Source organism: Bradyrhizobium sp. CCBAU 45394 (genome assembly GCF_028128655.1).
Lineage (GTDB): Bacteria > Pseudomonadota > Alphaproteobacteria > Rhizobiales > Xanthobacteraceae > Bradyrhizobium > Bradyrhizobium diazoefficiens.
Map to the genome: position 1 here is coordinate 55,096 of NZ_LBIX01000163.1, position 20,050 is coordinate 75,145.

Sequence of the window (20,050 nt, forward strand, 5' to 3'; positions counted from 1 at the left end):
CTCACTTCGGCGCGATGCCGGCGAAGTGCAGCACACCGGCCACCACGATCACCATCGCCAGCGACAGCGGCAGGAACACCTTCCAGCCGAGGCGCATCAGTTGATCGTAGCGGTAGCGGGGCACGATCGCCTTCGCCATCGCGAACAGGAAGAACATGAAGAAGACTTTGAGCGAGAACCAGATGATCCCCGGCACCCAGTTGAAGGGCGGCAGGTCCACCGGCGGCAGCCAGCCTCCGAGGAACAGGATCGTCGCCATCGCGCACATCGTGACGATCGCGACGTACTCGCCGAGCATGAACAGCAAATACGGCGTCGAGCCATACTCGACCATGAAGCCGGCGACGAGCTCGGATTCGGCTTCGACGAGGTCGAACGGCGGACGGTTGGTTTCCGCCAGCGCCGAGACGTAGAACACCACGAACATCGGGAACAGCGGCCAGACGTACCAGTTCAGGATGGTGAGCTGCGGCAGCCCGATCAGGCTGGCGAGGCCGCGGACATGCTGGGCCTCGACCACGGCCGACAGGTTCAGCGTGCCGGCGCAGAGCAGCACCGTGATGATGACGAAGCCGATCGAGACCTCGTAGGACACCATCTGCGCGGCCGAGCGCAGCGCGGCCAGAAACGGATACTTCGAGTTCGACGACCAGCCGGCCATGATGATGCCGTAGATCGACAGCGACGAGATCGCGAAGATGAAGAGGATGCCGACATTGATGTCGGAGATCACCCAGCCGAGATTGGTCGGGATCACCGCCCAGGCGGCAAGCGCGAGCACGCATGAGACCAAGGGAGCAAGGAGAAACACGCCCTTGTTGGCGCCTGCCGGGATGATCGGCTCCTTCAGCACGAACTTCAGAAGGTCGGCGAAGGACTGCAGCAGGCCCCAGGGGCCGACCACGTTCGGGCCGCGGCGGATCTGCACCGCCGCCCAGATCTTGCGGTCGGCAAGCAGGATATAGGCGATCGCGACCAGCAGGACGACGAGCACCAAGACGCTCTCCGCGACCATGATGATCAGCGGCCAGAGGAAACCGGTCCAGAATGCGCTTTCGAAGAATTCCATCAGATCACGCTCACTCCGCTGCGGTCAGCATCTGCCCGGAGGCAAGCCGCGAGCACTCCGCCATCACGGCGGACGCACGCGCGATTGGGTTGGTCAAATAGAAGTCGTCGACCAGGGGCTTGAACGGCGCCTTCTCGGGCGAACCGCCCTTGCCCGCCAGCTTCTTGATCTGGTCGGCGCTGCCCGCCTCGATCTGGTCGAGCCGGATCAGATGCGGCACCGCCTTGAAGATCGCCTGGCGCAGCGCGGCAAGCGAGTCGTAGCCCAGCTTCTTGCCGAGCGCTTCCGACAGCGCGCGGACGATCGCCCAGTCCTCGCGGGCTTCGCCCGGCGGGAACGCGGCGCGGCCGGTCATCTGCACACGGCCTTCGGTGTTGACGTAGATCGCGGACTTCTCGGTGTAGGCGGCTGCCGGCAGGATCACGTCGGCGCGGTGCGCGCCGCGGTCGCCATGGGTGCCGATATAGACGACGAAGGTGCCGTCCGGCGCCTTGATCTCGTCGGCGCCGAGCAGGAACAGCAGGTCGAGCGTGCCGAAGGTCGTCATCTGCGCGGCGTTCAGGCCACCGGCCGCGGCGGAGAAGCCGATGTCGAGCGCGCCGACGCGCGAGGCGGTCTCGTGCAGCACGCCGAAACCGTTCCAGCCGTCCTTGACCGCGCCGACATCCATCGCGAGCTTGGCGGCGGCGGCCAGAATGGCGGCACCGTCGTGACGCGAGGCTGCGCCCGCGCCGACCAGGATGATCGGGTTCTTGGCGTTCTTCAGCACATCCATGAAGGAGTGCTTGCCGGCCGCGAGCTCGCCGAGCGTCTCGGTGCCTGCGCCGAGATGGTCGTAGTCATAGGTCAGGTCGGCCTTGGCGCCGATCACGCCGACCTTGAAGCCGCCGGAGCGCCAGCGCTTGCGGATGCGGGCGTTGAACACGGCCGCCTCCTTGCGCGGATTGGCGCCGATGATGAGCAGCGCATCCGCCTGCTCGACACCGACAAGCGTCGGATTGAAGATGTAGGAGCCGCGGCCGAGCGCGGGATCGAAGGCGTCGCCGCCCTGCACCGCGAGGTTGCTCGAGCCGTATTTGGCGAGCAGGTCCTTCAGCGCGAACATCTCCTCGACGCCGGCGAGGTCGCCGGCGATCGCGCCGATGCGCTTGCCGTCGCTGCGCGCCGCTTTCGCGGCGATCGCGGCAAAGGCCTCAGTCCAGCTCGCCGCGCGCAGCTTGCCGGCCTCGCGGATGTAGGGCCGGTCGAGGCGCTGGGTGCGCAGGCCATCGACGATGTGACGGGTCTTGTCGGAGATCCACTCCTCGTTCACGGCCTCGTTGATGCGCGGCAGCACGCGCATCACCTCGCGGCCGCGGGTGTCGACGCGGATCGCCGATCCGACACCGTCCATGACGTCGATCGACTGCGTCTTGCCGAGCTCCCACGGACGGGCCGCAAAGGCATAGGGCTTCGAGGTCAGCGCGCCGACCGGGCAGATGTCGACGAGGTTACCCTGCAATTCGGACGTCAGCGCGTGCTGGAGATAGGTCGTGATCTCCATGTCTTCGCCGCGGCCGGTGGCGCCCATCTCAGGCGCGCCGGCGACTTCCGCCGAGAAGCGGACGCAGCGCGTGCACTGGATGCAGCGGTTCATCGAGGTCTTGACCAGTGCGCCGAGATATTTGTCCTCGACGGCGCGCTTGTTCTCGGCGAAGCGGCTGGTGTCGACACCATAGCCCATCGCCTGGTCCTGCAGGTCGCACTCGCCGCCCTGGTCGCAGATCGGGCAGTCCAGCGGATGGTTGATGAGAAGGAATTCCATCACGCCTTCGCGTGCCTTCTTCACCATCGGCGAACGGGTGGAGATTTCCGGCGGCTCGCCCTTGGGGCCCGGACGGCAATCGCGCACGCCCCAGGCGCAGCTCGCGACCGGCTTCGGGCCGCCCTTCACTTCGACGAGGCACATCCGGCAATTGCCGGCGATCGACAGCCGCTCGTGATAGCAGAAGCGCGGAATCTCGGCGCCAGCCGCCTCGCACGCCTGAAGCAGCGTGTACTCGGCCGGAACATCGATCTCTTTGCCGTCGATGATGAGCTTGGTCATGTCTCTTACTCCGCCGCGACCATGTTCACGGGATCGCGGACGCCGATATCGTCGATGTCGGACTTATGCGAATACTGGTCGATGCGCGCTTCGATCTCATGACGGAAATGCGCGATCAGGCCCTGGATCGGCCAGGCGGCTGCGTCGCCGAGCGCGCAGATGGTGTGGCCTTCGACCTGCTTGGTGACTTCCAGCAGCATGTCGATCTCGCGCTTGTGGGCGCGGCCTTCGGCCATGCGGGTCAGGACGCGCCACATCCACCCCGTGCCCTCGCGGCACGGCGTGCACTGGCCACAGCTCTCATGCTTGTAGAAGTACGAGATGCGGGCGATGGCGCGGATCAAATCGGTGGACTTGTCCATCACGATCACGGCCGCGGTGCCGAGACCCGAGCGCAGCTTGCTCAGGCTGTCGAAATCCATCGGCGTATCGATGATCTGCTCGGCCGGCACCATGCGCACCGACGAGCCGCCGGGGATCACGGCCTTGAGGTTGTCCCAGCCGCCGCGGATGCCGCCGCAATGCTTCTCGATCAGCTCACGGAACGGAATGCCCATGGCTTCTTCGACGTTGCAGGGCCGCTCGACGTGGCCGGAGATGCAGAACAGCTTGGTGCCGACATTGTTCGGACGGCCGATGCCGGCGAACCACGCCGCGCCACGGCGCAGGATATCCGGCGCCACCGCGATCGACTCGACGTTGTTGACGGTGGTCGGGCAGCCGAACAGGCCGACATTCGCAGGGAACGGCGGCTTCAGCCGCGGCTGGCCCTTCTTGCCCTCGAGGCTTTCGAGCAGCGCGGTCTCCTCGCCGCAGATATAGGCGCCGGCGCCGTGCGCAACGTAGATGTCGAACGGCCAGCCGTTGACATTGTCCTTGCCGACCAGCTTGGCCTCATAGGCCTGGTCGATCGCGGCCTGGAGGTGCTCGCGTTCGCGGATGAACTCGCCGCGGACATAGATGTAGCAGGCATGCGCGTTCATTGCGCAGCTGGCGATCAGGCAGCCCTCGATCAGGAGATGCGGGTCGTGCCGCATGATCTCGCGATCCTTGCAGGTGCCGGGCTCGGATTCGTCGGCGTTGACGACGAGATAGCTCGGCCGGCCGTCGGTCGATTCCTTCGGCATGAAGGACCATTTCAGGCCGGTCGGGAAGCCCGCGCCGCCGCGGCCGCGCAGGCCCGAGGCCTTCATCTCGTTGATGATCCAGTCGCGGCCCTTGTCGATGATGTTCTTCGTACCATCCCAGGCGCCGCGGCGCCGCGCACCCTCGAGCCCCCAGTCATGGAGGCCGTAGAGGTTCTTGAAGATGCGGTCCTTGTCCTCGAGCATATCAGTGCTTTCCGATCAACGATTGGACTGCTTGTAGGCAAGTCCGGCGGCGCAGACGGCGAAGGTCAGCGCCCAGAGCAGGCTGGATTCTAGCGACGCGTTCAGGCTGAAACGCTGCAGCAGGAAGATGAAAATGGCCGCGACGGCGGCATGCATCGCGATGAAGCCCCACTTCTTCATGGCACCGCTCCCCTCCACTGCCGGCGACGAGAGATCACGCATCAGGTGATCTCCTTCAGCGTGGTCGGCCCGGTGATCGGCGCCGAGAACTGGCGGCCGTTCTGCGGACCGGGCTTCGGCGGATTGCCGGAGGCAAAGCCGTCGAGCACCTTGCCAAAGCTCTCCTTGGTCAGGTCCTCATAGGTGTCCTTGCCGATCAGCACCATCGGTGCATTGACGCAGGCGCCGAGACACTCGACCTCTTCCCAGCTGAAATTGCCGTCCTTGGAGAGATGGAAGGGCTCGTGATGGATGCGGTGCTCACAGACGTGGATCAGGTCCTCGGCGCCACGCAGGCGGCATGGCGTGGTGCCGCAGACCTGGACGTGGGCCTTCTTGCCGACGGGGGCGAGCTGGAACATCGTGTAGAAGGTCGCGACCTCGAGCACGCGGATATAGGGCATGTCGAGCATGTCGGCGATGACGCGGATGGCGGCTTCCGACACCCAGCCGTCGTGCTGCTCCTGCGCGCGCCAGAGGATCGCGATGACCGCGGAGGCCTGGCGCCCGGCCGGATATTTCGCGATCTGCTGCTTGGCGAACGCAAGGTTCTCCTCCGTGAACGCAAAGCTCGCGGGCTGGACTTCCTTCGGTGCTAATCGGCGGACGGACATCTCTTATCTCTCACTGCATGCGGCGCGCGGTGTTGGCACTCAGGGTCTTGGCATTCAGGGACTTGGCATTCAGGGCATCGATCCTGTCCTGCCAGAATGCGCTTGCGGTGCCGAAAACGTTGTAGCCGACGTGGGTCGAGACCTTGATGCGGTCGAGGATCGACAGCTCCTTCACGGTCTCCATCCGGTTGCTGCGCGGATCGAACACGATCAGCGTCAGCGGGGTCTGTTCGAGGATAAAGCGCGACACCGCGTGGCTGCGGTCGCTGCCGTGCTCCTCGCACATGATGACGCTGTCGGTCTCAAGCAGCCGGGCGCCGCCCTTGATCGCCTCGATCTCGACACCCTCGACGTCGAGCTTGATCAGGTACTTGCCGCTGGCCTCGACCTTGCCGTCGTCGATCAGATTGTCGAGCGCGATCACGGGCACGTCCTCGCCACCCGCCGACGGATCGCCGGCGATGCTGAAGGCTTCGTGCTTCGTGCCGGACAGCCGCGCAGTACCGCGGGCAGCGCCGATCGCGCATTTCATGGTTTCGAAGCGGCCACCGTTGATGCGGGCGTTGTTGGCAAGCTTCGGATAGTTCTGGCCCGACGGCTCGATCGCGATCGCCTTGTGCGAGCCGAACGGCCTGCTCGACACCAGCACCGACCAGTAGCCGTAGTTGGCACCGCAATCGAGCAGCGTGTAGTCGACGTCGATGGAGTCGGCGAACAGGAGCTCCAGCTCGTCCTCATAGATATAGGAACGGTTGAGCAGCTTGCTCCAATAGCCGTCGCCATACGGGAACTCGAACACGGCGTCGGGATTGAGCTTGATCGCGATATTGCGTTCGGGCAGCGTTTTCCGCAGCAGGTTCGCGCAGGCGATATAGCCCATATGCGAGAAGTGCGACGAGATCTTCGAGCCCGTCACCAGCGCCAAGGCAGCCGCCCGCTCCCACAGGTTGGCCCCTTCAAGGGCCCCCGAGGCGCGGTCAAACTGGATTGGCGCCTGCGCCATCACCGATCGACCTCTCCGAACACGATGTCGAGCGAACCCAGGATCGCCGAGACGTCGGCGAGCAGATGGCCGCGGCAGATGTGATCCATCGCCTGGAGATGGGCGAAGCCCGGCGCGCGGATCTTGCACTTGTAGGGCTTGTTGGTGCCGTCGGCGACGAGATAGACGCCGAACTCGCCCTTGGGCGCCTCGACCGCGGCATAGACCTCGCCGGCCGGCACGTGAACGCCTTCGGTGTAGAGCTTGAAGTGATGGATCAGCGCTTCCATCGAGCGCTTCATCTCGCCACGGCGCGGCGGCGCGACCTTGTTGTCCTCGACGACGACGGGGCCCTTGCCCTCAGGCGCGTTCAGCTTCTGGATGCACTGCCTCATGATGCGCACGGACTGGCGCATCTCTTCCATGCGGATCAGGTAGCGGTCGTAGCAGTCGCCGTTCTTGCCGATCGGAATGTCGAAATCCATCTCGGCGTAGCACTCATAGGGCTGCGACTTGCGCAGGTCCCAGGCCGCGCCGGAGCCGCGCACCATCACGCCCGAGAAACCCCACTCCCAGGCTTCCTTCAGCGGCACCACGCCGATATCGACATTGCGCTGCTTGAAGATGCGGTTGGCGGTGAGCAGGCGGTCGAGGTCGTCCACCACCTTCAGGAACGGATCGCACCAGGCCTCGATGTCGTCGACCAGCTTCTGCGGCAGGTCCTGATGCACGCCGCCGACGCGGAAGAAGGCCGCATGCATGCGGCTGCCCGAGGCGCGCTCGTAGAACACCATCAGCTTCTCGCGCTCTTCGAAACCCCACAGCGGCGGGGTCAGCGCGCCGACGTCCATCGCCTGCGTGGTGACGTTGAGCAGATGCGACAGGATGCGGCCGATCTCGCAATAGAGCACGCGGATCAGCTGGCCGCGGCGCGGCACCTCGATGCCGAGCAGCTTTTCCGCGGCGAGGCAGAAGGCGTGCTCCTGGTTCATCGGCGCGACATAGTCGAGACGGTCGAAGTACGGGATCGCCTGAAGATAGGTCTTCTGCTCGATCAGCTTCTCGGTGCCGCGGTGAAGCAGGCCGATATGCGGGTCGACGCGCGCGACGATTTCGCCGTCCAATTCGAGCACGAGACGCAACACACCGTGGGCCGCCGGATGCTGCGGCCCAAAGTTGATGGTGAAGTTGCGGAGATTTTCAGGTTGCTCGTTCATGATCAGGCCTTCGGTCCCGCCTTCTCGTCACCGGGAAGCGGATAGTCCGCCCCTTCCCACGGCGAGAGGAAATCGAACTTGCGGAATTCCTGGTTGAGCCTGACAGGCTCGTACACCACCCGCTTCTCCTGGTCGTCGTAGCGGACCTCGACGAAGCCGGTGGTCGGAAAGTCCTTGCGCAGCGGATGGCCCTCGAAACCGTAGTCGGTGAGGATGCGGCGCATGTCGGGATGGCCGACGAAGAACACGCCATAGAGGTCGTAGGCCTCGCGCTCGAACCAGTCGGCGCCGGGGAACACGTCGATCAGCGACGGCACCTGCGTGGTCTCGTCGGCCTGGGCCTTGAGCCGGATCCGCGTGTTCAGGGTCGGCGACATCAGATGGTAGACGACGTCGAAGCGCTTCTCGCGCGACGGGTAGTCCACCGCCGTGATGTCGGTGAAGTTGACGAAGCGGCAGTTCGGGTCGTCGCGGAGGTACTTGACCACCTCGACGATCCTGGCGGCCTCGACATCCACCGTGAGCTGGTTGAAGGCCACCGAATGACCGGTAGCCGCGCCCGGAAGCGCGCTAACGATCGTTTGCCCAAGGGCGTCGAGCTTGCCATCGTCCATGACGTAAAACCTTAGCGTTCGATGGTGCCGGTGCGCCGGATCTTCTTCTGAAGCAGCAGCACGCCGTAGAGCAGCGCTTCCGCCGTGGGCGGGCAGCCCGGCACGTAGATGTCGATCGGCACGATGCGGTCGCAGCCGCGCACGACCGAGTAGGAATAGTGGTAGTAGCCGCCGCCATTGGCGCACGAACCCATCGAGATGACGTAGCGCGGCTCGGGCATCTGGTCGTAGACCTTGCGCAGCGCCGGCGCCATCTTGTTGGTGAGTGTGCCCGCGACGATCATCACGTCGGACTGGCGCGGCGAGGCACGCGGCGCGAAGCCGAAACGCTCGACGTCGTAGCGCGGCATCGACACCTGCATCATCTCGACCGCGCAGCAGGCGAGACCGAAGGTCATCCACATCAGCGAGCCGGTGCGCGCCCAGGTGATGAGGTCGTCGGTCGCGGCGACGAAGAAGCCCTTGTCGGACAGCTCCGAATTGACCTCGAGGAAGAACGGATCATTGGCCCCGACCGGCTTGCCGGTCGACGGATCCAGAATGCCCTTGGGGGCCGGCGCGAGAACCGGACCTGTGGACGGTGCTGGGTTCAATCCCATTCCAGTGCCCCTTTCTTCCATTCATAGGCGAACCCGACCGTCAGCACGGCGAGGAACACCACCATGGACCAGAAGCCGGTCGCGCCAAGCTTGCCGAACGCCACCGCCCAGGGAAACAGGAACGCCACCTCGAGATCGAAGATGATGAAGAGGATGGCGACCAGGTAGAAGCGGACGTCGAACTTCATGCGGGCGTCGTCGAAGGCGTTGAAACCGCACTCATACGCCGACAGCTTTTCGGGGTCCGGCTGCTGGAACGCCACGATGAAAGGCGCGATCAGCAGCACAAGGCCGATGAGGCCCGCTACCCCTATGAAGACGACGAGTGGAAGATAGTTCTGTAGAATGCCGCTCATTGGCGAGCCCTTTTTCCCGCGACGTCGGGGGAGCCGCGGATTCGTCCCGATTTGGAATTATTCTGAGCCTTAGCGCAGTGCACCAATGGGCGCAAGACACGCTCTTTTTAGGCCCTTTGCCGCCCCCAGAACGGAGAAAATCCCGGAATCACCCCGCGGCTGGTATGGAGCAGATCGCCAAGCCCAGCAAGGGCGACCGCAGTTTTGTGCAGCGGCCGTACCGAGATTGCGGTGCACAGAGCAAGGCAGCGCTGGCCGCATGGCATCCGGTCAAAATGCCCGGGTTTTCCGTGCGGCAGCGCACCCGGACCCAGGCAATGACCGTCGCGGAGGCCCTTACCGTCACCCAGGCGACATAGTGCTGGCGGCCGCGGCGGCAAGAGGACAGGTGCAGCAAGGACACGTATCAGGCGCGGATGGTCGGACGAGCCATGCATCGCGACGGGACCGGGGCTCGTCTGGCGAATGCGTCGGCGCAGACCCCGCCTCGGATCGACCGCGAGCGCGGCGTCGGCGACTTGCAGGACCGTCGCACGCGCCGCGCTCGCATGAGCTCCGGGCCGGGGGGCATAGCCCGGGAGCTCATCGATCTCCCGCTGGAAGATCAGCGGTCGTCCGGTCAGCAGAACAAGGGCATGGTCGAGCTCAGGCCGGTCGGGACCTCGATATGTGCAGCGTCAACATGCCGTGCGCTCGCCCGCCCTCACCACTTGTAGGAGACGCTGGCGGTCACGCGCCGGCGATCGCCGTAGAAGCACGACGTGGCCGAGGCACAGCTCGCGACATAGATCTTGTCGGTCAGGTTGATCACGTTGAGTGCCGTGCGCCAGTTCTGCCATTCGTAGTGGAGCGCGAGGTCGCCGAGCACGACCGCGGGAACTTCAAGCGTGTTGGCGGTGTCGGCCCAGGAGGAGCCGATGTAGCGCACGCCGCCGCCGAAGCCGAAGCCCTCGAGCGGTCCGTCCCTAAAGGTGTAGTCCGCCCAGCCCGACACCAGCAGCTCCGGCGTGTTGGTCGGCGTCTTGCCGACCAACGACGGATCGAGATCCTTGCTGTTGAACAGGTGATAAGCCGTGAAGGCGCCGATCAGCTTCAGCTCCTTGGTGGCGTTCGCTACCGCTTCGAGCTCGATGCCACGCGAGGTCACCTCGCCGGTCTGGTTCTGCAAGACCGGAACACTGCCCGGCAGTGTCGTCGCCACATTTTGACGGACCAGATCGAAGGCAGATACGGTGAAATAGCCGTCAAAGCCCTTCGGCGCGATCTTCACACCGATTTCGGCCTGCTTGCCGGTCTCCGGCAGGAACAGCTGGTTCTGTGCGTTGAGGCCGATGATCGGATTGTAGCTCGTCGAATAGGAGACGTAGGGCGCGATGCCGTTGTCGAAATTGTAGATCAGGCCGGCGCGCCCGCTGAACCTGCTGTCATCGCGGCTGCTGACCGTAGCCCCCGTGTCGCGGGCGTCTTGCGTGGTCGCGACCCAGTCATTGCGGCCGCTCAAGACCAGCGTAAAATTGCCGAGCTTCATCTGGTCCTGGATGTAGGTGCCGGCCTGCTTCTGCGTGATCTGGAAGTTGCGGAACGGCGTGGTCGGCAACGGGGTTTCCGCCTGACCGTAGACCGGATTGAAGATGTTGATCGAGGACACGCCGAACCCGAAGGCCTGATAGTCATCGATCTGATAACCCTTCAGGTCGACCCCGAACAGCATCGTGTGCTTCACCGGACCGGTGTCGAAGCGATATTCGAGCTGGTTGTCGAGATCGCCCTGGTTGGCGGTGTTCTTCGCATACCAATTGTAGCGGTTGAGCGTGGCGGTTGCCTGATTGCCGTAGTCGTTGCCGACATAGCCACGATAGGTCACGTCGACATGGGCAAACCGCGCATTCTGCCGGAATGTCAGATCGTCGGTGAGATTGCGCTCGAACTGGTAGCCGAGCATCTCCTGCTCGCGCGTGAACTTGTCGACGCTGGGATCGCCGGCAAAGAAGCTGGTCGGGATCTTGCCGAACGAGGCATTGGTGACCGTCCCGACATAGGGCAGGAAGTTGATGCCGCGGGTTTCCTGCCGGGAAGCGGATGCCAGCACCGTAAACGTCGTGTCGGCATCCGGCTTCCAGGTCACGGACGGTGCGATGAAGTAGTTGTTGTCGGGCGTGAAATTGACCTGCGTCGGGCCGTTCTGGACCTGGCCGACGACGCGGTAGAACAGCTTGCCGTTCTGCGCTTGCGTCGCGACCGGCCCGCCGACATCGAAGCCGACATAGGCGTTGCCGAAATTGTTGACGCCGGTCTCGACATAGCGGATCGGCTCGGCCGGCGGCAGCTTGCTGATGACGTTGACGATGCCGCTCGGGCTCGATCCGCCGTAGAGCACCGCTGACGGGCCGCGCAGCACCTCGACGCGCTCCATGTTCGGCGTCTGGAGCTTCCAGCTCGCATAGGACGTGTAGAACAGCTGCATGCCGTCGAGGAACAGCCCGACGTCGTCGGACTTGAAGCCGCGGATCAGCCACCAATCGTTGCGCGTATCCGCGCCGAAGGTCCCTGCCCGCACGCCGGCGGTGTAGCGCAGCACCTCGTCGAGCTTGTTCGCCTTCTGGTCGCGGATCTGCTCCGCACTGATGACGGACACCGACTGCGGCGTCTCCATGATCGGCGTGTCGGTTTTGGTGCCTGACGAACTGCGACCGGCGACGTAGCCGCGCACGGGGCCGCGCGGCGTCTCGACGAAGCCGACATTGCGCTGCGGCTGCGGTTTGCTTCTATTCACTGCCTGCATCGACCGTCGCGGCGCGCTACGCACGGTAGACACGGGTGCGCGGCGGCGCGCCTCGGGCGCCGTGACGGTCACCGACGGCAGGTTCTGAGCGCCACTCTGTGTAGAGGATTGTGCGAGCGATGCTTGCGGCACCAGGACCCAAGCCGACGCGGTCGCCAACACGGCCGACCGCAGCATTCCAAGACTGTTCAACGCGCCACCCCGAAGCTGCATGTTTGAAGCGACATGCCGTCGTGTCCCGACACGGCATGCGTTTGCAGCGACGCTTATGTGAGGGTGCGCGATTTCCCTAATTGAAAAGGTCTTAGAGAGACTCTTAGAAGCGATCCAACATTTCCAGGGATTGCTGAGACATCAACGCGAATTCTTTTCGGCCTCGAGCATCTCGGTGGCAATCGCCGTGAGCTGATCGACCTGGCGCAGCAGCGTGTCGAACTCGGCTTCGCTCAGCGATTCAAGCAGGCGCCGATTGCGGTCCTGCGCGCCTTCGACGATCACGTCATGCGCGGCGAGCCCCGCCGCGGTGAGCGAGACCAGCACCTCGCGACTGTCCTTCGGGTTGGCCGATTTCGCGATCAGCTTGCGCGAGACGAGTTCCGCAAGCGCGCGGCTGATCTGTCCCTTGTCCTGGCCGACCGCTTCGGCGAGCCGCGCGACGCTCATCGGCGGCCGCCGGCCGAGCGAGGCGACCAGACCGAACTCGACCGAGGACAATCCAGCGAGGCGCTTGTAGCGCAGGATGGCGCCGCGCTTGAGCAGATTGGCCAACACCATCAGCCGCGACGACAGCATCACGGTGATCGGCGCCGCCTCGCTCTCGCCCGCCTCGGGCGTCGTCCACCCATCCCTCGGTGTCTGGTTCATCGTTCACCTGTGCCAAGAAAGCGGTGACCTGCCAAGTCCAAGTCCGAAGCAAGTGCCGGGCTCAAGTCCCAAGCTTGAGGCAGGCCGCCTCCTACCTCATCCGAATGCGACCAGGCGGCACTTGGAAGATCGTTGACATTGTCATCGAATTATTTTTCACTGCGACAAAGGCACAAAAAAGGCCTGGCCAGCACGGCCCACAGCGGGAGGACCAGCATGACGATCACCCAGCGGGATCGCGATCTCGGCACGGCCTATGCGATGAAACCGGCGCAGACGCGCACCGAGCTAACCTCGGTCGTGCGCGGCACGCCAATGGGCGAACTGCTCCGCCGTTACTGGCACCCGGTCGGGCTCATCGGTGATGCCACCGACACCCCGAAGAAGGTGCGGGCGCTGGGCGAGGATCTGGTGCTATTCCGCGACAAGCATGGCCGCGCCGGCCTCTTGCACGCGCGATGCTGCCATCGCGGCACCACGCTCTATTATGGCAAGGTCGAGGAGGACGGCATCCGCTGCTGCTATCACGGCTGGAAGTTCGACACCGAGGGCCACTGCCTGGAGCAGCCCTGCGAGCCCGACGGCGGCCAGTTCAAGGACAAGGTGCGCCAGCCCTGGTACCCGGTCGAAGAGCGCTACGGACTGATCTTCGCCTATATGGGCCCGGCCGAGAAACGCCCGGTGCTGCCGCGCTATGAGTGCCTCGAAAACATGGACGACGGCGAGTTCGTCGAGGCCGACGATTCCTCGATCGGCGGCGGCGGACCGGCAGTCATTCCCTGCAACTGGCTGCAGCATTTCGAGAACGTGGTCGATCCCTATCACGTGCCGGTGCTGCACGGCTCGTTCTCGGGCCCGCAATTCACTGACATGATGGCCTCGATGCCGGAGGTGAAGTTCGACAAGACGCCGCGCGGGATCGCCGTGCGTTCGATCCGCAGGCAGGATGACGGCAAGGTGTTCTATCGCGTCACCGAAGCCGCCCTCCCCACCTTGCGCGTCGTGCCCAATCCGCGCGTGGCGCAGTTCGCCCGCGTCGAGTCGATCGGCTGGACACTGCCGATCGACGACACCTCGTTCCGCATCTACGTTGCCGGCCGCGTCAAGGCATCAGGCGACATCGGCCGGATGCGCTCCAAGTTCAACGGAAAATTCTGGTGGGACATGACCGAGGCCGAGCACCAGCAATTCCCGGGTGATTACGAAGCCCAGGTCGGCCAGGGCGAAGTGACCGTTCACTCCGAGGAGCATTTCGGCCAGAGCGACCGCGGCATCCTGATGATCCGGCGCATGCTGAGCGAGCAACTAGAGGCGATGGAGGCAGATCGCGACCCGATCGGCGTGTCGTTCGATGTGGGCGCGGCGCCGGTCGAATTCGAAGCGGGGAATTACATCCGCGACGCGTGAAGCGGCCAGCTCCAATAAGGGCTGGACCGACAACGACAACAAAGACAAAATTGGGGGGATGCGATGGTCGATGTGACGTCACAAGTGTCGGTGCAAACGACTGCCGCGGCAAAGCCCTCGGCGCGGCGCTATTACGTGCTGGGGCTGCTCACCGTCATCTACGCGCTGAACTTCCTCGACCGCACGATCTTCAACGTCCTGATCGAGCCGATCAAGAAGGAGTTTGCCCTCAGCGACACCATGATGGGCCTGCTCGCAGGCTTCGGCTTCGCGCTGTTCTACTCCCTGCTCGGCATCCCCATCGCGCGCGCCGCCGACCGGCTCAACCGGCGCAACATCGTGGCCGTGGCCTTCGCGTTCTGGAGCGCGATGACGGCGCTGTGCGGCGCGGCCTCGAGCGTGACCTCGCTGGCGCTGGCGCGCATCGGCGTCGGCATCGGCGAATCCGCGGGCTCGCCCGCCTCGCAGTCGATCGTCGCCGATCTCTTTGCCAAGAACGAACGCCCGCGCGCGCTCGGCATCTACGCCATCGGCACCTATCTCGGCGTCTTCCTCGGCTATTTCGTCGGCGGCTACGTCAACCAGCACTATGGCTGGCGGATGGCGTTCTACGTCGCCGGCCTGCCGGGCATCCTGCTCGCGGCTATCCTGTGGCTGACGATCTCGGAGCCGAAGCGCGGCGCGATGCAGGAGAGCTTCGTGCCCGAGCCGCTCGGCCCGACGCTGCGCTTCCTCGCCTCGCAGCGGAGCTTCATCATCGTGCTGATCGGCTTCTGCCTCACCACCTACACCAACTACGCGACCGCGGCCTGGATCCCGCCGTTCCTCGCGCGCGTGCACCACCTGTCGAGCGCCGAGATCGGCACCTATGCCGGCACCTTCAAGGGGCTCGCCGGAATGGCCGGCACCCTGCTCGGCGGCTTCGTGGTGGCGCAAGTGAGCCGCCGCGACGACCGCTGGAAGCTCTGGGCGCCCGCGATCACCTCAGGCCTCGCCGGTCCGGTGTTCGCGCTGTGCATGCTGACGCAGGATTTCGCGATGATGGTCGCGATGCTGGCGCTGACCTCGTTCCTGGTCGGCTTCCATCTCGGGCCGATCTTCGCGATCGCGCAGACCGTGGCAAAGCCGAGCATGCGGGCGCTGGCCTCCGCGCTGATCGCGCTCACCGCCACCTGCTTCGGCCAGGGCGTCGGCCCGCTGGTCGTGGGCATGGTCAACGATGCCCTGAGGGGCAGCTATGGTGCGGACGCCGTGCGTTATTCCCTGCTCTCGGCGGCGGTCACGACCACGTTGGGCGCCCTGCTGTTCGTCTGGGCGGCCTGCACCATCCGGGACGATATCGGCCGGGCCGCCGCCTGAGGGCGCCGCCTCGCCGCAAGCCCGGCGAAACCAACCCGGCTTATTAATGAAACCATTTTGCGGAACCCGCGAAACCATCCGGAAACAGATGGTCCTTAAGACATGAGCCCATAGACGGCGGCAAAAGCCCGTCGGGAGGCTCAGATGAACCACTCAATTCACTCTGCTGATCGTGCGACCCACCTGAAGATCGTGGTGGTGGCGCTGGTTGCCGGCATTGCAGTGGCCGGTTTCGGGATTGCTGCCCGTACCAACGCCGATTACGGCCAGACCGCCCAGTCCACCCAGATGATCAAGGCCGGCAAGCCTGTGGCGATCACCAGCGCGGGCACGTCGGAGATTCGCTGACGGCGAAAAGGTTCGATTTGACCCCCAACCGGCCGCCCTCGGGCGGCCTTTTGATTTTCAGCCGTCGACTGAAGGTGGCCTGCCAAGCCTTTGAAATGTCAGGGGTGTATTCTATAGCTCGACGAGCCGGCAGACTGCGCCAAAGTCAGTCGGCCCGGTAGCTGCCGCAGCAATGCTTGAATTTCTGCCCCGAGCCGCAGGGACAGGGATCATTCCGGCCGGCATCGGCCTGCCCGTAGCGCAGCCGGTTCAATATCTTGCTGTTCTGTTCGAGGATCATCTTGCGGCGCGCCTCCTGCACCTCGATGACCGCCGCATTGTCGCCGGTATCCCAGAACGCCTGCGGCTTCAGGTGGGCGAGCTTGCCGCTGACATAGACGGGGTAAAACCAGCCGAGCGTTCCGTCGCGCAGGCGCTGCAGCGTCGTCAGGTCGTAGAGGAAGAAACCTGCCTCCAGCAGCGTCGCGTTGATGTCCTGGAAGTCGTCGATGTCGGCCTCGCACACGACGACGCTGCAATTTTCGAGCACGTAACGCGCGCCCTTCAGCGCGGCCTTTTCGGCGCCCTGCACGTCGAGCTTGAGCAGGAACGGCGGCTCGAGCGACAGTTCCTTGACCAGCGCATCGAGTGTCGTCGCCGGCACCTTGACCTTGCTCTTGATCAGGTCGTTGAGCCGCGCCCAGTAGAGATCGCCCGCCGGGCGCACGGACGACCAGTAGGGATGCACCGACTCGGTGATCTCGATCTCACCCTCATGGTCGGTGACGGCGCAGATCCGATAGTGCCCGCCAAGCACCTCCTTGATGGCCTTCAGGGAGTTCTCATAGATCCGGTTGGCATCAATGTTGAGCGGCACCGCACCACCGAGCCGTGACAGGTGGTTAAGAACGAAATGCCCATCGGCACAGCCAAGGTCGATCACGGCCCCGTACCGCACGCCCTTGGCGAACAAATTTTGCAGCGTTGCGCTGAAATCGGCTGCCTGCATTGGATTGATCCGAATGAGAGCGGTTTGACCGGTCGTCGGCGGTCTGGCGGGTTGCACAATGTGTTGCACACCGCTTGTTGCGGGCAAGATCGGAAACACGAAAAAATCGAAAATAACGACCACCCGCTCGCCGAGCGTCGCATACGCGCTTTGCTCCGCTGGCGGTTTGCCAGGGAGGGTTTCTATTCAGCGATTAAGTTATTGATTTCCGCCATAAAATGGCGCGAGAGACGGGGCTCGAACCCGCGACCTCCGGCGTGACAGGCCGGCGCTCTAACCAACTGAGCTACTCCCGCGTGGCGCACAGATGTCCGCGGAACGAGGGGGGACTTAAAGGCCGGGCTTGGTGAAGTCAAGGACGTTGCATCCACAGCCTGAAGGAGCGGATATCCGCCGGTGGCGCGCAGGAACGTGACCCGGCCGCGCCGGGCGGCGTAGTCAGTCCGGTCCCGAATCGTCTACGCCTCCGGGAACCTGCGGGGTCCGGGGGCGGTCTCCCCAGCCACCGGCAAGAATCGAGGAGGCCAGACATGGCGAAGAAGGCAGCCGCTCCCGCCACCATCACCCTCAAGCACCTCGCCGCCGACATCGCGGAAAGCCAGGACCTGTCGAAGAAGCAAGCCGAGGCCGTCCTCACCGACATGGTCGAGCTGATCGCCAAGCACCTGAAGAAGGGCGACCGCGTCCGGATCGTGGGGCTGGGCATCCTCCAGGTCCGCAAGCGCGCGGCCCGCACCGGCCGCAATCCCGCCACAGGCGAGCCCATCCACATCAAGGCCAGCAAGAAGGGTCAAGGAACTGAAAGAGGCGATCTGAGGTGACTGTTCGTTAAGCCTGATCGAAGCTCGTTCCGGCCGCAACGTGGCCCGCTTTTCTGATATACCGCCTGCTCCCCCTGACCCCCGGCGGTTTGACCAGAAATGTCCTCACTCATCTTCACGCATACCGTGACCGAGCGCTTCCTGCGCTACGTCACCATCGACACCCAGTCCGATCCGGAATCCCCCAGCTCGCCCTCGACCGAGAAGCAGAAAGACCTCGGCCGCGTCCTCGTCACCGAGCTGAAGGCCATGGGCGTCGCCGACGCCCATCTCGACGACTACGGCTACGTTTACGCAACGATCCCGGCCAACACCGACAAGAAGGTGCCGGTGATCTGCTTCTGCTCGCACATGGACACCTCGCCCGACGTCACCGGCAAGGACGTGAAGCCGCAGCTCGTGAAGAACTATCGCGGCGGCGACATCACCCTGCCGGGCGATACCAGCCAGGTGATCCGCTTCGCCGAGCATCCCGCGCTGAAGAACCAGATCGGCAACGACATCATCACCACCGACGGCACCACGCTGCTGGGCGCCGACAACAAGGCCGGCGTCGCCGAGATCATGGATGCCGCGCATTTCTTCATCAACAACCCCGATGCGAAGCACGGCACCCTCAAGATCCTGTTCACGCCGGACGAGGAAATCGGCCGCGGCGTCGACAATGTCGACATCAAGAAGCTCGGCGCCGATTTCGGCTACACCATGGATGGCGAGACCGCGGGCTCCGTCGAGGACGAGACCTTCTCGGCCGACGGCGCCACCATCACCATCAACGGCGTCAGCGCCCATCCGGGCTATGCCAAGGGCAAGATGGAGCACGCGATCAAGATCGCAGCCGCCATCGTCGAGCGACTCCCGAAGGAAGGCTGTTCGCCCGAGACGACGTCAGGCAAGCAGGGCTTCCTGCATCCGATCGGCATCGACGGTGCGCTGGAGCAGGCGACGCTCTCCTTCATCGTGCGCGACTTCACCGAGGAAGGGCTGAAGGAGAAGGAGGTCCTGCTCGAGAACATCGTCAAGGATGTGATGAAGGACTATCCGCGCTCGACCTACAAGTTCGAGGTCAAGGAGCAGTACCGCAACATGAAGCAGGTGATCGACCGTCACCCGCACATTCTCGAATACGCCATCGAGGCGATCCGCCGCGCCGGCCTGCGCCCGATGCGCACCGCGATCCGCGGCGGCACCGACGGCTCGCGCCTGTCCTTCATGGGCCTGCCCTGCCCCAACATCTTCGCGGGCGAGCACGCGTTCCATTCGCGCCTGGAATGGGTCAGCCGGCAGGACATGGAAAAGGCGGTGCAGACGATCGTGCACCTCGCCATGATCTGGGAGGAGAAAGCGTAGGCGCGCGGCTAATCTCGGCGCGCGAAATAATTCCAAGCCCTAGGGAACGAGCCGGCGCGGGGCGCGTTGGCGATCCAAGTCCCAAGGACGAAGATTGTGAGCACAAAGGCCTCAGCCGGTCAGCCCCGGGCTGGGGCCTTTTCGCGTCTCGATTGCGCCCGGGACCAGCCTGCCCCTCAGGCGGTCGCAGCAGCTTGGCCGCCGCGATACTCCGCCCACGCTTGCCGCAGGATTTGCAAAGATGAGGTGAGGAAGATTCCCGCCATCACGGCGGCAACAGCGAGATCAGGCCATGCCGTTCCGGTACCGAATACGCCAACGGCAGCAATCATCACGATGACGTTGCCGACCGCGTCATTGCGCGAGCAGAGCCATACCGACCGCACGTTGGCGTCGCCGTCCTTGTGGCGCGCGAGCAAGAGAACCGAGGTCAGATTCGCCGCCAGCGCGGCCAGGCTCATCGCTCCCATCAGCTCCGCGCGAGGAAGCCCCAGGATCAGGGTCTGATAGACCGTTGATCCGAACACCCAGGCTGCCATCGCACTGAGCGACAACCCCTTGAACAGTGCGGCGGTGGCCCGTGTCTTGAGGCTCGCGCCGATGACCGAAAGGCTCAAGCCGTAGGTGACTGTATCGGCCAGGAAGTCGAGAGCATCGGCCTTGAGAGCCTGCGAGCCGGCCAAGTGGCCCGCCACCATTTCGCTCACGAACATCGCCGCGTTGATGGCGATGACGGTCCACAATATGCGCTTGTATCGTGGATCAAGCCCGTCGAAGACCGGAACGCCTGCCGAGCAGCAGTCGGCGCAGCCCGACGTGGCGACCTCCTCCATCCGGGGTTTGGCGGCCTTCTCGCAGCACGCGTCGTGTGAGCAGCAGGACTCTTCAGGCATTCCAGGCTCCCTCCGGCGTCCCATTTTACCATGCGCCTGTAACGATGGCGATCTTCCAGGCGCGGTTCCACAATTGCCTCGGCCTCTAGTCCCTACGAACGAAGTCATGTCAATCCGCGTTGCGGACCACTCGATCGACCCCTCGCACCGT

General features: G+C 64.3%; 19 protein-coding genes, 1 tRNA gene and 1 pseudogene. 6 read left to right on the forward strand and 15 right to left on the reverse strand.

Annotation, left to right across the window (positions count from 1 at the left end; genetic code table 11):
- Position 1: 1 nt before the first annotated feature.
- The 10 genes from nuoH to WN73_RS21000 are packed head-to-tail and all read right to left on the reverse strand — an operon-like array spanning position 2 to position 9,087.
- The gene (gene nuoH / locus WN73_RS20955) at positions 2-1,069 is read right to left on the reverse strand and encodes an NADH-quinone oxidoreductase subunit NuoH (protein ID WP_074076914.1); all 1,068 of its coding nucleotides are present in this window, start codon (positions 1,067-1,069) and stop codon (positions 2-4) included.
- 10 nt (positions 1,070-1,079) lie between these two features.
- Positions 1,080-3,155, reverse strand: a complete 2,076-nt coding sequence (nuoG, locus tag WN73_RS20960; RefSeq protein WP_028171713.1) for an NADH-quinone oxidoreductase subunit NuoG — start codon at positions 3,153-3,155, stop codon at positions 1,080-1,082.
- Between the two features lie 5 nt (positions 3,156-3,160).
- On the reverse strand, positions 3,161-4,486 hold the full coding sequence (nuoF, locus tag WN73_RS20965; protein ID WP_011087678.1) for an NADH-quinone oxidoreductase subunit NuoF: 1,326 nt from the start codon (positions 4,484-4,486) through the stop codon (positions 3,161-3,163).
- A gap of 15 nt (positions 4,487-4,501) precedes the next feature.
- A complete protein-coding gene (locus WN73_RS20970) occupies positions 4,502-4,708 on the reverse strand; it encodes a hypothetical protein (RefSeq protein ID WP_011087679.1) in 207 nt (68 codons plus the stop codon).
- A complete protein-coding gene (gene nuoE, locus WN73_RS20975; protein ID WP_011087680.1) occupies positions 4,708-5,319 on the reverse strand; it encodes an NADH-quinone oxidoreductase subunit NuoE in 612 nt (203 codons plus the stop codon). The genes WN73_RS20970 and nuoE overlap by 1 nt, the downstream gene beginning before the upstream one ends.
- Positions 5,320-5,329: 10 nt before the next feature.
- Entirely contained in the window at positions 5,330-6,322 is a 993-nt protein-coding gene (locus tag WN73_RS20980; protein WP_028171712.1) for an FkbM family methyltransferase, read from the reverse strand.
- Entirely contained in the window at positions 6,322-7,518 is a 1,197-nt protein-coding gene (locus WN73_RS20985; RefSeq protein WP_011087682.1) for an NADH-quinone oxidoreductase subunit D, read from the reverse strand. The genes WN73_RS20980 and WN73_RS20985 overlap by 1 nt, the downstream gene beginning before the upstream one ends.
- 2 nt (positions 7,519-7,520) lie before the next feature.
- A complete protein-coding gene (locus WN73_RS20990; RefSeq protein WP_011087683.1) occupies positions 7,521-8,132 on the reverse strand; it encodes an NADH-quinone oxidoreductase subunit C in 612 nt (203 codons plus the stop codon).
- An 11-nt stretch (positions 8,133-8,143) separates the two neighbouring features.
- Complete coding sequence (locus WN73_RS20995; RefSeq protein WP_370140497.1) at positions 8,144-8,725, reverse strand: NuoB/complex I 20 kDa subunit family protein; 582 nt, start codon at positions 8,723-8,725, stop codon at positions 8,144-8,146.
- Complete coding sequence (locus tag WN73_RS21000; protein ID WP_008136158.1) at positions 8,722-9,087, reverse strand: NADH-quinone oxidoreductase subunit A; 366 nt, start codon at positions 9,085-9,087, stop codon at positions 8,722-8,724. The genes WN73_RS20995 and WN73_RS21000 overlap by 4 nt, the downstream gene beginning before the upstream one ends.
- A 164-nt stretch (positions 9,088-9,251) precedes the next feature.
- Here WN73_RS21000 and WN73_RS21005 point away from each other — a divergent pair, with 164 nt between their 5' ends.
- The gene (locus WN73_RS21005) at positions 9,252-9,446 is read left to right on the forward strand and encodes a hypothetical protein (RefSeq protein WP_028171710.1); all 195 of its coding nucleotides are present in this window, start codon (positions 9,252-9,254) and stop codon (positions 9,444-9,446) included.
- 344 nt (positions 9,447-9,790) lie between these two features.
- Here WN73_RS21005 and WN73_RS21010 read toward each other — a convergent pair whose 3' ends face one another.
- Complete coding sequence (locus WN73_RS21010) at positions 9,791-12,046, reverse strand: TonB-dependent siderophore receptor (protein WP_028171708.1); 2,256 nt, start codon at positions 12,044-12,046, stop codon at positions 9,791-9,793.
- A gap of 177 nt (positions 12,047-12,223) precedes the next feature.
- Positions 12,224-12,733, reverse strand: coding sequence for a MarR family winged helix-turn-helix transcriptional regulator (locus WN73_RS21015; RefSeq protein WP_028171707.1), 510 nt, complete (start codon positions 12,731-12,733; stop codon positions 12,224-12,226).
- A 216-nt stretch (positions 12,734-12,949) separates the two neighbouring features.
- On the opposite strand from WN73_RS21015, the gene WN73_RS21020 reads away from it, so the two are divergent.
- The 3 genes from WN73_RS21020 (at position 12,950) to WN73_RS21030 (ending at position 15,847) form a co-directional block, all read left to right on the forward strand.
- Positions 12,950-14,140 (forward strand): aromatic ring-hydroxylating dioxygenase subunit alpha, encoded by a 1,191-nt coding sequence (locus WN73_RS21020; RefSeq protein WP_028171706.1) that lies wholly within the window; start codon positions 12,950-12,952, stop codon positions 14,138-14,140.
- Positions 14,141-14,203: 63 nt separating this feature from the next.
- Positions 14,204-15,499, forward strand: coding sequence for a spinster family MFS transporter (locus tag WN73_RS21025; RefSeq protein WP_028171705.1), 1,296 nt, complete (start codon positions 14,204-14,206; stop codon positions 15,497-15,499).
- A gap of 144 nt (positions 15,500-15,643) precedes the next feature.
- Positions 15,644-15,847, forward strand: a complete 204-nt coding sequence (locus tag WN73_RS21030; protein ID WP_028171704.1) for a hypothetical protein — start codon at positions 15,644-15,646, stop codon at positions 15,845-15,847.
- Between the two features lie 145 nt (positions 15,848-15,992).
- Here the strand turns inward: WN73_RS21030 and WN73_RS21035 are convergent, their stop codons facing one another.
- Together WN73_RS21035 and WN73_RS21040 are read right to left on the reverse strand one after the other, a co-directional pair.
- Positions 15,993-16,835 (reverse strand): FkbM family methyltransferase, encoded by an 843-nt coding sequence (locus WN73_RS21035; RefSeq protein WP_231166492.1) that lies wholly within the window; start codon positions 16,833-16,835, stop codon positions 15,993-15,995.
- 219 nt (positions 16,836-17,054) lie between these two features.
- Positions 17,055-17,131: transfer RNA gene (locus tag WN73_RS21040), tRNA-Asp, on the reverse strand.
- Between the two features lie 234 nt (positions 17,132-17,365).
- On the opposite strand from WN73_RS21040, the pseudogene WN73_RS21045 reads away from it, so the two are divergent.
- Both WN73_RS21045 and pepT read left to right on the forward strand, forming a co-directional pair.
- Positions 17,366-17,651 (forward strand): annotated as a pseudogene (locus tag WN73_RS21045) (HU family DNA-binding protein).
- A 104-nt stretch (positions 17,652-17,755) separates the two neighbouring features.
- Complete coding sequence (gene pepT / locus WN73_RS21050) at positions 17,756-19,006, forward strand: peptidase T (RefSeq protein ID WP_028171701.1); 1,251 nt, start codon at positions 17,756-17,758, stop codon at positions 19,004-19,006.
- A 176-nt stretch (positions 19,007-19,182) separates the two neighbouring features.
- Here pepT and WN73_RS21055 read toward each other — a convergent pair whose 3' ends face one another.
- The gene (locus tag WN73_RS21055) at positions 19,183-19,899 is read right to left on the reverse strand and encodes a cation transporter (protein WP_370204440.1); all 717 of its coding nucleotides are present in this window, start codon (positions 19,897-19,899) and stop codon (positions 19,183-19,185) included.
- Positions 19,900-20,050 lie beyond the last annotated feature (151 nt).